The sequence below is a fragment of the Sphingomonas sp. genome (assembly GCF_023266535.1).
Classification (GTDB): domain Bacteria; phylum Pseudomonadota; class Alphaproteobacteria; order Sphingomonadales; family Sphingomonadaceae; genus Sphingomicrobium.
In genome coordinates this window covers 14,057-26,679 of record NZ_JAHFPY010000007.1, presented here as the reverse complement: position 1 = coordinate 26,679, position 12,623 = coordinate 14,057, and the positions used below count along the sequence as shown (strand labels likewise).

At 62.6% G+C, this 12,623-nt stretch carries 13 protein-coding genes and 1 tRNA gene; 10 read left to right on the top strand and 4 right to left on the bottom strand.

Translation table 11 applies throughout. The features are described from left to right. Positions 1-54 precede the first annotated feature (54 nt). Positions 55-606, bottom strand: coding sequence for a hypothetical protein (locus tag Q0C64_RS01850; RefSeq protein WP_294120402.1), 552 nt, complete (start codon positions 604-606; stop codon positions 55-57). Between the two features lie 206 nt (positions 607-812). Here Q0C64_RS01850 and Q0C64_RS01845 point away from each other — a divergent pair, with 206 nt between their 5' ends. The 7 genes from Q0C64_RS01845 to cyoD all read left to right on the top strand — a co-directional run bounded on the left by Q0C64_RS01845 (position 813) and on the right by cyoD (position 6,986). Further along, on the top strand, positions 813-1,286 hold the full coding sequence (locus Q0C64_RS01845) for a hypothetical protein (RefSeq protein WP_294120401.1): 474 nt from the start codon (positions 813-815) through the stop codon (positions 1,284-1,286). Between the two features lie 1,102 nt (positions 1,287-2,388). Next, positions 2,389-2,664, top strand: coding sequence for a ribbon-helix-helix domain-containing protein (locus Q0C64_RS01840; RefSeq protein ID WP_294120400.1), 276 nt, complete (start codon positions 2,389-2,391; stop codon positions 2,662-2,664). A gap of 119 nt (positions 2,665-2,783) precedes the next feature. After that, positions 2,784-2,876: transfer RNA gene (locus tag Q0C64_RS01835), tRNA-OTHER, on the top strand. A 180-nt stretch (positions 2,877-3,056) separates the two neighbouring features. Next, the gene (cyoA, locus tag Q0C64_RS01830) at positions 3,057-3,956 is read left to right on the top strand and encodes a ubiquinol oxidase subunit II (protein WP_294120399.1); all 900 of its coding nucleotides are present in this window, start codon (positions 3,057-3,059) and stop codon (positions 3,954-3,956) included. 2 nt (positions 3,957-3,958) lie between these two features. Then, complete coding sequence (gene cyoB / locus Q0C64_RS01825; RefSeq protein ID WP_294120398.1) at positions 3,959-5,965, top strand: cytochrome o ubiquinol oxidase subunit I; 2,007 nt, start codon at positions 3,959-3,961, stop codon at positions 5,963-5,965. Next, a complete protein-coding gene (gene cyoC, locus Q0C64_RS01820) occupies positions 5,962-6,603 on the top strand; it encodes a cytochrome o ubiquinol oxidase subunit III (protein ID WP_294120396.1) in 642 nt (213 codons plus the stop codon). The genes cyoB and cyoC overlap by 4 nt, the downstream gene beginning before the upstream one ends. Next, positions 6,600-6,986, top strand: a complete 387-nt coding sequence (gene cyoD / locus Q0C64_RS01815; RefSeq protein ID WP_294120394.1) for a cytochrome o ubiquinol oxidase subunit IV — start codon at positions 6,600-6,602, stop codon at positions 6,984-6,986. Before cyoC ends, cyoD begins: the two co-directional genes overlap by 4 nt. Before the next feature lie 8 nt (positions 6,987-6,994). Here the strand turns inward: cyoD and Q0C64_RS01810 are convergent, their stop codons facing one another. Beyond that, positions 6,995-7,468 (bottom strand): YbaK/EbsC family protein, encoded by a 474-nt coding sequence (locus Q0C64_RS01810; RefSeq protein WP_294120393.1) that lies wholly within the window; start codon positions 7,466-7,468, stop codon positions 6,995-6,997. Positions 7,469-7,625: 157 nt separating this feature from the next. Between Q0C64_RS01810 and Q0C64_RS01805 the strand changes: the two genes are divergently transcribed. The 3 genes from Q0C64_RS01805 to Q0C64_RS01795 are packed head-to-tail and all read left to right on the top strand — an operon-like array spanning position 7,626 to position 11,325. Next, positions 7,626-8,711 (top strand): CaiB/BaiF CoA-transferase family protein, encoded by a 1,086-nt coding sequence (locus Q0C64_RS01805; RefSeq protein WP_294120392.1) that lies wholly within the window; start codon positions 7,626-7,628, stop codon positions 8,709-8,711. After that, positions 8,711-9,865 (top strand): aminotransferase, encoded by a 1,155-nt coding sequence (locus Q0C64_RS01800; protein ID WP_294120391.1) that lies wholly within the window; start codon positions 8,711-8,713, stop codon positions 9,863-9,865. Before Q0C64_RS01805 ends, Q0C64_RS01800 begins: the two co-directional genes overlap by 1 nt. Beyond that, entirely contained in the window at positions 9,862-11,325 is a 1,464-nt protein-coding gene (locus tag Q0C64_RS01795) for an aldehyde dehydrogenase family protein (protein WP_294120390.1), read from the top strand. The genes Q0C64_RS01800 and Q0C64_RS01795 overlap by 4 nt, the downstream gene beginning before the upstream one ends. Here Q0C64_RS01795 and Q0C64_RS01790 read toward each other — a convergent pair. Continuing rightward, positions 11,322-12,167: an EAL domain-containing protein gene (locus Q0C64_RS01790; protein ID WP_294120389.1), complete on the bottom strand. Its 846-nt coding sequence runs from the start codon at positions 12,165-12,167 to the stop codon at positions 11,322-11,324. The genes Q0C64_RS01795 and Q0C64_RS01790 overlap by 4 nt on opposite strands. Then, a complete protein-coding gene (locus Q0C64_RS01785) occupies positions 12,164-12,553 on the bottom strand; it encodes a response regulator (protein ID WP_294120388.1) in 390 nt (129 codons plus the stop codon). Before Q0C64_RS01785 ends, Q0C64_RS01790 begins: the two co-directional genes overlap by 4 nt. Positions 12,554-12,623: the final 70 nt, after the last annotated feature.

The window sequence follows — 12,623 nt, the reverse complement described above, 5'->3', positions numbered from 1 at the left end:
CCCTTATGCCGAGCCTCAGGCGATGGTGGCACTGGCTCCACCGATCATCGCCTGTTATTCGGGAGCGACGACGAGCGTCAGCGTACCATTATAGGTAGCGCCAGCGGTCATGCTCTGCAGGGTTGCCGAGCTGATACCCACAACCAGGCTGGCGGAAGATGCAGGCCCAGCCGAACAATCCTGATTGGTCGCGCTCGAAGTCTGCCCGACAAACGCGGTCCCGGTAGTGAGGCTGGTGCCACTGGTTTGGCCCGAGGTTGACGCCCATTGGACCGTGTATGGCACGACCGGCAGCGCTCCACTCGCCAGCGTGAAGGCATTGGCCGTGCCGCTACCCGTCGCGGTGATGTTGTACCCCCGCGTGCTGGTGTTGCTCCACACGCAGACATTCTGCGCGTTGCTGGCCGCGACAGATGGATCAACGTTGGAGAAGGTAACGTCGCTAAGGCCGCTGATGCGGACCCGGCCTGGTACCGAAGCATTGATTGTCACAGAGCCAGTCGAGGTTGAGCCGAATGAGCCCTGGGTCGATGCCAGTGCTGGGTCGGCAATGAGCACCGAGGCTGCGAGGGCGGCCAGTGATGCCGAGTAAAAGCGGTTATTCATGTCCAGATTCCCCACGAAAATTCACGCCAAAATGGATTTATTGTGAGTGGCTTAAACAGCATAACCCTTTAATTTTGAGTTAAATTGGGTATTCGTTGCGAGGGGATATCGGCGAATTTCCTGACTCAATGGGGCAGGCAGTAAAGCATCCGGATCGGAGGATCGTGTAACTAGAGCTTTGGAGGCGAAGGATAATTACGACGCTGATGGCGCAGATCAGCTTCACCCAAGGGGAATTCGCTCTTACACGCGAATTTACCATTCCCAGCAAATGTCGGGCGCTTCCAACGCCGGCATGGCTGAGCAACGCGGCGGCAATCCTCATACTCTTGGCACTGAGCGCGCCAGCCGCGGGCCAACCGCAAATGGGCCCGACTTCATCGGTAAGTGTCAGCATTTCTCTTTCGGTTTCTGCCAGATATGAACTTAGAGCCAGTGATGCGGCGATCCAAAACTTCGAGCATGGAGCTATCGGCTTCTGCATGAAGACAAACGGCCAGCCAATGGACCTGCCGGTCAGACTAGTCCGCCGCGCTGCAGATGGGGCGATGGCCGGGCAATTGCTTAACGAAGAGGCCGTCCAGCTTCACTGGTGCGCTGGCGAAAGCTGGGCGATCGATCCGCTCCGTCGAGGAGGTCCAGGCGAGGCGGCCCCGCTTATGATTGTACACCCCGAATAGCGCTTATTCGAATTCGGTCAGCCTTAAACGTAGCTCAAGGCCATCATGATCCTTCCGGATGACTTCCCGCTGACCTCGTCGCAATTTCGGATTCCAGCTTTGAGATGATGCGCGATAGCCGGTCAATATGATGATACTCGCGCGGGCGCGCTGTCGCACTTCCACAAGGGGCGTGCCGGCGGCGGCGGCGAGAGCCAATAGGACGACCATGCTGGCATCTTCACAGAGCGACCCTTCAAGTAGCTTATACTTTAGTTCATTTTGAATGGTTTAGCGCAAAGAGTTCCGTATTTATAGCAATTCGGATGCAACCTTGTGTAAAGGGTTTATCGGGTCGTCTGGTGTGCGGCGATCCCAATCGTCGGGCATCTTGTCGCGGCAAGCCCCGGCCGGCCGCAGTTGGCCGTGGGCGGGGACTTTGTATTGAACAGGAGGTTTCGATGACCCGCCGGGTCGATTGTTGCTGTCCTAGGGTCCACCCACGCTGACAGGCTCGCCCGCCGGAAACACAAGGTAGTCTAACAGCGGCAAATCGAGCTCGGCAGACAAGCTTCGTAGCTTCCTTACCGACGAAATTGTCAGAGGGTCAGGTCGGTGGGTCTCGCCCGCGTCGCTGCGGGCCAGGATAAAGCCAGCCGCGCCAATGGCCTCACCGTGCCGCAGAATATATCCGGTTTCATGGGCCAGCTTTGGTGCGCTTTCTTCACACCACCGCATTGCACCAATTAGATCCAGCGCGCCGTTCAGATAGAGGACACACTGTTGGCCCAGGCAGTTGCCGTCAATTCTCTCAATATATCGGCGGATAGCGGTGCGATTTCTCAATTTCTCGCGAGAGGCAGGCAGTTGAGACCAGCTAGAGTCGATTTTCGAATGCGAATCGTTTCTCGAGATCATTTGAGTGGCTTATGCGCCATTTCGGCAGCCTGTCCACGATGCCGCCGGCATGCGGGCGGGCAAGAGTTCCGAGGGCCTGACCCCGTTAAATCCTTCCGTGGATGCATATGGAGCCATTGTGCCGTAGGTTGGGTTAGGACCATTGCTTTGATCTCAGCGAAGCTGGCGCATATTGCTCTTAGCCCATTTAAAGAATGGAGACGGGATGACTAAAGGCGGACGCGTAGTCACAGCCAACCTGCCGCTCGACCTTGTGTCGCGGATGGACGAGATTGCGGCTCGTATCGATCGAAGCAAAAGCTGGATCGTGCATCAGGCAGTAGGCGAATGGGTGGCGGAGGAGCAACGGCGCTACGAGCTGACCCTCGAGGCGCTCAAATCCGTCGATGAAGGACGAACGATCCCTCATGAAGAAATAGTTGCCATGATGCAGCAACGGAGGCGGGATCGCCGCAAGAAGGGCGCCCAATCAGCGGAATGAGATAAGCATTTGCTTCTTCTTCGGACTCGTGGCGTCCTCACCAAGCAACCACCATTCATGAGCAATGCCAAGCGTTCCGCGATAATGCTCTAAGTCATTGATTTTGTGTTGTGGATAAATGGTACGTTCCGCAATTTTCTTGGCTGATAAGCGGGGTTCCGGTCGGCTTTTGGTACCGGCATTCGCAGGTTCGAATCCTGCCGCCCCAGCCAATTTCGAAACAATGACCCGATCGAACCTGCCGATTTTCGGCATGCGGCCGTCCGGCCGCGGGGGGTTCGAATCCTGCCGCCCCAGCCAGTCTCTATCCGTTATTACACCTACTTGATTCCGGCGCGCGATTGCGCCTAGGCCGAGTCAATCTCAGCGACGACAGGCAACAGGGGTCGTCAATGGCAAGACGGTCGAGGGCCAAGCTTCGAAATCGGGTCAGCAAGACTGGCTTGCTTGCGCTGTCAGCTCTCGTGCTCGCCGGGTGCGACCGCGGCATCCTCGATCCGGTCGGTCCGGTCGGCGCGGCCGAAAAGACCATCCTCATCAATTCCACCGCGATCATGCTGGCGATCATCATTCCGACGATCGTCGCGACGGTCGGGTTCGCGTGGTGGTTCCGGCGCGGCAATACCAAGGCTGAATATCGGCCCGACTGGGAATATTCGGGCGCGATCGAGATGGTCGTCTGGTCGATCCCGGCGCTGACCATCTTGCTGCTGGGTGGCATCACCTGGATCAGCAGCCACGATCTGGAGCCCAGCGCCCCCCTCAAATCGTCGGTCAAGCCGGTCACGGTCGAGGTCGTCTCGCTCGACTGGAAATGGCTGTTCATCTATCCCGAACAAGGCATCGCCACCGTCAACCAGCTGGTCGTTCCGGCGGGTACTCCGGTAAACTACCAGCTGACCTCCGCCACGGTCTGGAACGTGTTCTTCGTCCCGCAATTCGGGACCATGATCTACACCATGCCGCGGATGACCACCCGGCTGAACCTGCAGGCGGACCGGCTAGGCGCCTATGATGGCCTGTCGGCCCATTTCAGCGGCGATGGCTTCCCCGGAATGGAGTTCAAGGCGCACGTCGTTCCGCCGGAGCAATTCGCCAGCTGGGCCAGCGAAGCGCGCGGCAAGGGGCAGGCGCTGGATAGCCGGACCTATACCGACCTCGCCAAGCCGAGCAGCTATGTGAAGCCGATCACCTATGGGGCGGTCGATCCGGGCCTGTTCAACGCAATCGTCACAAAGGGCGGCCCGCCGCCAGCGCCGGCGACGCCGCCGGCAACCGGGCAGGGGGGTTAGGCATGTTCGGCAAACTGACCTGGGACGCCATTCCCCTGCACGAACCGATTCCGCTGATCACCTCGGCCGTCGTCCTCGTCGGCGTGCTCGCGGTTGCCTTGGTGGTGTGGCGCAAGGGCTGGTTCCCGGCCCTCTGGCACGGCTACATCACCTCCACCGATCACAAGAAGATCGGCATCATGTACATCGTGCTGGCGCTGATCATGCTGGTCCGCGGCTTTGCCGACGCGATCATGATGCGGGCTCAGCAGTCGCTGGCGATCGGTGCGAGCCAAGGCTACCTCCCGCCCGAGCACTACAACCAGATTTTCTCCGCCCACGGCACGATCATGATCTTCTTCGTGGCGATGCCGTTCGTCATCGGCTTTATGAATTTCGTCGTGCCGCTGCAGCTTGGGGTGCGCGACGTCGCCTTTCCGACAATGAACAATGTCAGCTTCTGGCTGACCGCGTCCGGCGCGCTGCTGATCAACCTCAGCCTGTTTGTCGGCGAGTTCGCGCGCACCGGCTGGCTCGCCTTCCCGCCCCTCAGCGAGCTGGAGTTCTCGCCCGGCGTCGGGGTCGATTATTACCTGGTGGCGCTGCAGATATCCGGCGTCGGAACCTTGCTCACCGGCGTCAATTTCGTGACCACGATCCTCAAGACGCGCGCGCCGGGCATGAGCTATCTCAGGATGCCGGTGTTCTGCTGGACGTCGCTGGCCTCAAATCTGCTGATCATCGCCGCCTTCCCGGTCCTAACCGTGACCTTGGCGCTGCTGATGCTCGACCGCTACCTCGGCTTCCATTTCTTCACCAGCGATGGTGGCGGAAATTCGATGCTCTACATGAACCTGATTTGGATCTGGGGGCATCCCGAAGTCTACATCCTGGTCCTTCCCGCATTCGGCATCTTCTCAGAGGTCGCGGCGACCTTCTCCGGCAAACCCCTGTTCGGTTACCGCTCGATGGTCTTCGCCACGATGACGATCTGCATCATCTCTTTCTGCGTCTGGCTCCACCATTTCTTCACCATGGGCGCGGGCGCCAACATCAACGCCATCTTCGGCATCGCCAGCATGATTATCGGCGTCCCGACCGGCGTGAAGATCTACAATTGGCTGTTCACCATGTACGGCGGCCGCGTCCGCTTCACCGTGCCGATGTATTATCTGATCGGCTTCATGCTGACCTTCGTGTTCGGCGGCCTGACGGGCGTGCTGCTGGCCATCCCGGCGGTCGATTTCGTGGTCCACAACAGCCTGTTCCTGGTCGCCCACTTCCATCACGTGATCATTGGCGGCGTCGTCTTCGGCTTGATGGCCGGCTACACCTACTGGTTCCCCAAGGCGTTCGGCTTCATGCTGGACGAGCGCCTCGGCAAGGCGATCTTCTGGTGCTGGTTCATCGGCTTCCATCTGGCCTTCATGCCGCTCTACGTGCTTGGCTTCTGGGGCGCGACGCGGCGGATGCAGCACATCAGCGATCCCAGCTGGGCACCGATGTTGAACATCGCCTTTGTCGGCGCGGCGATCATTGGCCTCGGGATCCTGCTGACCGTCGTCCAGCTATTCTATTCGATCAAAACCCGCGACCAGCGGCGCGACGTCACCGGCGACCCATGGGACGGCCGGACCCTGGAATGGCTGACGCTGTCGCCGCCGCCGCATTATAATTTCGCGGTGCTGCCCGACGTCCATGGCGAGGAAGCCTATTGGATCCGCAAGCAGACCGCGATCAAGGAAGACCGGCTGATCGACGAGCCGGATTACAAGCCGATCGAGATGCCGATCGACACGCCGACCGGCGTGATCTGCGCCTTCTTCGCCTCGGTCTGCGGCTTTGCCGTCATCTGGCACATCTGGTGGTTGGCGATCCTCGGCCTGGTCGGCGCCTGCGCCGTCTTCGTCTGGTACGCTTGGCAGGACGAGCATGAACATATCATCCCGGTCGACGAGGTCCGGGAAAATGCCCGCGAGCGCCGCCGGATCCGCATGGAACACCTTCACGAATTGAGCCAATCGACATGAGCACGTCGGAAGCACCAGCGGTCGGCCTGACCCACGTCGGCTCGGAAGACACCGGCCTCGGCCATCGCGGGCCGGAGTCGAAGAGCATCGTCGTTCCTTACGGCTTCTGGCTGTTCGTCTTGTCCGACATGGTGCTGTTTTCGGCGCTGTTCGCGACCTACGCGTCGCTGGCCCATGCCACCGACGGCGGGCCGACGTCGGGCCAGCTGTTCGACCGCAATCTGGTTGCGATCGAGACAATGGCGCTGCTGCTGTCGAGCTTCACCTGCGGCCTGGCGATGATCGTCGCCAAGCGCGGCAACATGTTCTGGACGCAGCTGTGGCTGGTCGTGACCGGCCTGCTCGGTGCGGTGTTCCTGTCGATCGAGCTCTACGAGTTCGCGCATATGATCGGCGAAGGGGCCGGGCCGCAGCGCAGCGCCTTCCTGTCGTCCTTCTTCACCTTGGTCGGCTGCCACGGCGCCCACGTCACCGCCGGCTTGCTGTGGCTCGGGACGATGATGGCGCAAATCGGGACCAAGGGGTTCAAGGAGCACATCATGCGCCGGCTGTTGTGCTACAGCGTCTTCTGGCACGCGCTCGACATCATCTGGGTGGCCATCTTCACCATCGTCTACCTGATCGGGACGCTGCCATGACCGAACATGATCCCGAAAAGCTGAACGTCGCGCCCGGAACCCCGCACAGCAATATCGTCAGCGAGACGGTCGCCTATGTGATTGGCCTGGCGCTGGCGCTGGTGTTGACCGGCGTGTCCTTCTGGGTTGCGTCGACCGGCGTGCTATGGGGCCCGGGGGTCGCGGTCGGGCTGGTGGTGCTGGCGATTGCCCAGATGGGCGTGCACCTGGTCTTCTTCCTCCACATCACCAGCGGCCCGGACAATACCAACAATGTGCTGGCGCTGGCCTTCGGCGTGCTGATCGTCTTCCTGGTGATGATCGGGACGATCTGGATCATGGGCCATATGGACACCAACATGATGCCGGACCCGGCACTCATGAACCTGCAGATGCAGCGCTAGCCGCGGCTTTAGTCGACCAGCGACGGCTCGCTGAACTGGCCGTGACGGGCGTAGCGCGTCAATTGCGCGAATGCTCCCTGGTCCATGTGGACCAGCGACCGATGGTCTCCGGCCTCGAAGTAGACGTCGGGCTGCTTGCCGAGCGAGTCATCGATGATCGTGGTGACGCCATATCCGACCGGTGGCACCGCGCCGAAGTCGCAATCGGTGAAGACTTGCCTGAGCTGGCTTTCGCCGACCAGGCGCGGCTTGTGGCCCAATTCGCTGCGAAGCTCGCTGAGCTCGACCTTGCGGTCGGACGGCAGCACCGCCAGCAACGGGCCATCGTCGGTGTCGAGCAGGATCGACTTGGCCAGCCGGTCGGCCGGCACATGGCAGCTCTTGGCCGTTTCCAGCGATGATTTGGTCGGCTTGTGCTCGACCACATCATAGTCGGCCTTGGCCTCGTCGAGGAATAACTGGAGCTTGGGGGCAATTGACATGGGGTCCTCCTTTGCTGCGCATGGGCAGCGGGAAAATCCCGTCGTCGTCAAAGGCGCGGAGAATCCCGCCGCTTGGTTGCCTGAACGCCCTTAAACCTTTGCCGTTCCGCACTCCAGCGCCTCTTGCGGCTTGGCGACAGGCCGCTAAGCGGGACGCATGGCAGGCCCTCTAACCGGACTGAAAATCGTCGAGATGGCGGGTCTTGGGCCGGGTCCGTTCGCGGCGATGATGCTGGCCGACCATGGCGCGGAAGTAATCCGCGTCGAGCGAGCCGGGATGATTGGCGTGCCCAACGACCCGCTGCTCCGCAATCGCCGATCGATTTCGCTCGATCTGAAACGCGAGCAATGCCGCGACGTCGTTCGGCGACTGGCAGCCAAGGCCGATGGGCTGATCGAGGGCTATCGGCCTGGCGTGATGGAGCGGCTGGGGTTGGGGCCGGAGGATCTACTCAGGGACAATCCGAAGCTGGTTTACGGCCGGGTGACCGGCTGGGGGCAGGAGGGGCCGCTCGCCCAGGAGGCCGGGCATGACATCAATTACATCGCCATCACCGGCCTGCTGCATGGCATCGGGCCGAAGGACCGGCCGGCCGTGCCGATCAACTATCTCGGCGATTATGCCGGCGGCGGGCTGATGCTGGCGTTCGCCATGGTCTCGGCACTGCTGGCGGTCCAGCGAGGCTGCGAGGGCCAGGTGATCGACGCGGCGATGAGCGACGGCGCGGCGCTGGTCGGCGCGCTGACCTATGGCCTGCGGGCGGCCGGCCATTGGCGCGACGAACGCGAAGCCAATCTGCTCGACGGCGGCGAACCGACCTACGGCATCTATCGCTGCCACGACGGCAAATTCCTCAGCGTCGGGGCGATCGAACCGCAGTTCCGCGAGGCGCTGTTCAAGGGATTGGCGCTGGCGCCCGGCGCGAGCCATGACGACATCGCGGCGGTGATCGCCTCCCGCTCACGCGACCAATGGGTGGCGCATTTCGCCGGCACCGACGCCTGTATCGCGCCGGTGCTCGACCTCGACGAAGCGCCGGCCCATCCGCATAATATCGCGCGAAGGACGTTCATTGACCTCAAGGGCGTCTACCAGCCGGCGCCGGCGCCGCATTATTCCGGGACGATCCTCGAACGCCCCGAACCGCCGCGGAGGGAAGGGCAGGATGGGGAGGCGATTCTTGCCGAACTTGGCTATGGCGCCGCCGAGATAGAAGCGATTCTGACCCGCGAAGAGGCTTGATGAACCCGCTGTACGAACAAATGAAGACCAGCGTGTTCGAGCGCATGTCGCTCGCTGCCGCCGGGCATGGCGCGATCAATCTGGGCCAGGGCTTCCCGGATTTCGGCTGGCCGCCCGAGATTTTGGAGGCGGCGGCCAGGGCGGTGGTCGATGGGTCCAATCAATATGCCCCGTCGCGTGGCTTGCCAGCGCTACGTGAAGCAGTTGCATCCCATTACAATCGACATCAGGGCCTGAACCTAAGCGCCGAAAATATCTGCATTACTTCCGGTGCGACCGAGGCGCTGGCGGCGGCAATCCTGGCCACTGTTGAACCTGGCGACGAGGCCATCATCTTCACGCCGGCCTATGACGCCTATGTGCCGCTGATCCGCCGCGGAGGCGGCATCCCGGTCGAGGTCGCGCTGGCGCCGCCCGGCTGGCGTATTGAACGGGCGGCGCTGGAGGCAGCGATCTCGCCAAGGACCCGCGCGATCATCTTCAACAATCCGCACAATCCAACGGGCCGGCTCTACGACCAGGACGAGCTGGCCACGCTCGCCGAGATTGCCGTTGCCCACGACCTTATCGTGATCTCAGATGAAGTCTGGGAACATATCCTGCTCGACGGGCAGCAATTTACGCCGATCGCCTCGCTGGCGGGAATGGCCGGGCGTACACTGAAATGCGGTTCTGCCGGCAAGACCTTCTCGCTGACCGGGTGGAAAATCGGCTGGCTGGCAGCCTCGGCTGAACTGGCGACGCTGGCAGCGCGCGCCCATCAGTTCCTGACTTTCGCCTCCGCGCCCAACCTCCAGGCGGCGGTGGCTTTTGGCATGAATGACGGCGACGCATGGCTGCAGCCGATGCGCGACCGCTTCTCCCGCGCCCGCGATCGCATGACGCAGGGCCTGGAAGCCGCCGCCTTTGCCGTGCTGCCGAGCGCATCGACCTATTTCCTGTGCGTCGACCTCGCCGCGTCGGGAATTGCCCTGGATGACGAGAGTTTCGCCCAGCGCGCCGTCGCCGAGGCAGGGGTGGCGGTGGTGCCGCTGTCCGCCTTCGCCGAGCAGGACGCACCCCATCACATGATCCGCCTATGCTTCGCCAAGCGCGATGAGACCATCGACGCGGGGGTCGAAGCCATGGCCAAAGCCAGGAAGTTGATGACATGAGCCCCGCCGACGAAGCCCGCGAACTGCTTGCCCGGCTGGGCGTGACGAGTAGCGGAACATTGGCCAGCCATTCCCCGATCGACGGTCAGCCCATCGGTACTGTGCCCGAGGCCACGGCAGCCGATGTCACGGCCGCCTGTGAGCGGGCGCAGCGGGCGTTTCTTGCCTGGCGCACCGTTCCCGCGCCCCGGCGCGGCGAGCTGGTCCGGCTGATCGGCGAGGAATTGCGCGCCGCCAAGGAACCGCTAGCCCGGCTGGTGACGCTCGAAGCCGGCAAGATCGTCCAGGAGGGCCTCGGCGAGGTCCAGGAGATGATCGACATCTGCGATTATGCCGTCGGCCTGTCGCGTCAACTCTATGGCCTGACCATCGCCAGCGAGCGGCCCAGCCACAAGATGATCGAGCAATGGCATCCGCTCGGGCCGGTCGGCGTCATTACCGCCTTCAACTTCCCGGTGGCGGTGTGGGCGTGGAACGCCGCCCTGGCACTGGTCTGCGGCGATCCGGTGATCTGGAAGCCGAGCGAGAAGACGCCGCTGTGCGCCGCGGCGGTGATGGCGCTCGCCAAGCGGGCGCTGGCTCGCTTCGGGGATGCGCCTGAGGGCCTCCTCCAATGCGTCCAGGGCGGCCGCGAGGTCGGCGAGGCTTTGGTCGACAATCCGCGTATCGCGCTGCTCTCGGCGACCGGCTCGACCGCAATGGGCAGGGCAGTGGGCCCGCGCGTTGCCCAGCGGTTCGGTCGCTCGCTGCTCGAACTTGGCGGCAACAATGCGATGATCGTCGCTCCCACGGCCGACCTGAAGCTGGCCGAGCGGGCGATCCTGTTCGCCGCGGCCGGCACCGCGGGCCAGCGCTGCACCACGCTTCGCCGCCTGATCATCCATGAATCGATCGCCGACGGGCTGGTCGCAAGGCTCCGCGAACTATTTGGCCGGGTGAAAATCGGCGATCCGCGCGACGCTGGCACTTTGGTTGGCCCGCTAATCGACGAAGCCGCGTTCGAGGGCATGCGCCGCGCCTTCTCTGACGTGGAGCGCGTCGACGCGGTTCCGGGCGGTTATTATGTCCGTCCGGCAATCGTCGAGGTCGACCGGCAGGAGGGGATGGTCCTCCAGGAGACGTTCGCGCCGATCCTCTATGTCCTGCGCTACCGCGACATCGTCGAAGCGATCGCCTTGAATAACGATGTTGTGCAGGGACTTAGCTCGGCGATCTTTACGAATGACCTTAAGGAGGCGGAGCTGTTCCAATCGGCTGCCGGGTCCGACTGCGGCATCGCCAATGTCAACATCGGCACCTCGGGCGCGGAAATCGGCGGCGCGTTCGGCGGCGAGAAGGAGACCGGCGGCGGCCGCGAGAGCGGCTCGGACAGCTGGCGCGCCTATATGCGCCGCTCGACCAACACCATCAATTACGGCAACGACCTGCCCCTGGCACAGGGGATCGAGTTTACCGCCTAGCCCATATAGCGCCGAGGCACTTTGAAAGGCAGCTGCGGTTCGGAGCGGATCAGCTGGTGCCAGCGCTCCTCGAACTGGTCGAGCCACGGCATCAGCTGGTCGGGCGACAGCGGCTCGGCGATGAAAAAGCCCTGGGCTACGTCGCAGCCGAGGTCGCGGAGCAGCAACAGCTGCGGCTCGGTCTCGACACCTTCCGCGGTCACCGTCAGCCCAAGGCCGTGGGCCAGGTCGATGATGCTCTTGACGATCAACGCGCTGTCTTTCGAGCTCGGCGCATCGTCGACGAAGAAACGGTCGATCTTGAGCTCGGTGAACGGCAGCTGCCTGAGCTGCATCAGCGTCGAATAGCCGACGCCAAAGTCGTCGATGGCGAGGCCGATGCCCTTGATCCGGAAGCGGGTCAGCGTGTCCATCAGCTTGACCAGCGGCTGCGTCGCGCCTTCGGTGAGCTCGAGCACCAGCCGGTCGGTCGGCACTTCCAGCGCCCGGCACATGCGCTCGACCAGGTCGGGAAAATCGAGCTGATCGAGGCTCAATGCGCTAATGTTGAAGGCGAGGCAGGTGTCGAGGCCCTGCTCGCGCCAGCTAAGCCATTGGCGGAGCGTGGTCCTGAGGCCCCATTGGGTCAGCTCGTCGATCAGCCCGTGCCGTTCGGCCAGCGGCACGAAGCGGGCAGGGGAAATGGCGCCCAGTTCCGGGTCGTCCCAGCGAACCAGCGCCTCGACCCGCCGCAGCCTGCCATCTGAAAGCGAAATCTTGGGCTGATAGGCCATGCGCAGCCGGCCATTGATCAGCGCCCGCTCCAGCCCGTCGAGCATGCCGAGGTCGGCTTGCGAAATCATGGCACCAGCGAGGGCCGCACCTGGTTGAGGATATCCTCAAGCTCTTCGAGCCGGGCCGGCTTTTCCAGCGGCCCGACCATTTGCAGCCCAAGGGCGGAGCCGAGGCGGAATGCGCTGTCGAGCACCCGCCGGTCGAAGCCCGAAATGATCAGCACCGGCTCCTCGAACCCCTCCGCAGCCAGGAACCGCAGCAATTCGACCCCGTCCATGCCGGGCATGCCGAGGTCGAGCACGACCATTTGCGGCCGCTGCTGGTGGAAATTCTCGCGAAATTGGCTGTCATGGTCGGCAATGGCGGGTTCGAAGCCGCACAGGTCAGCCGCCTTGGCCACGAACGCGGCCAGCGCCGGCTCGTCATCAATCAGCAGCAACCTCGGCAAAGCCATGCCAGACGATCTCCCAACTCTTTCGCCCCCGAGGAGGAAGAACCACATCAGCTTTCTCGACAGGCGTCAA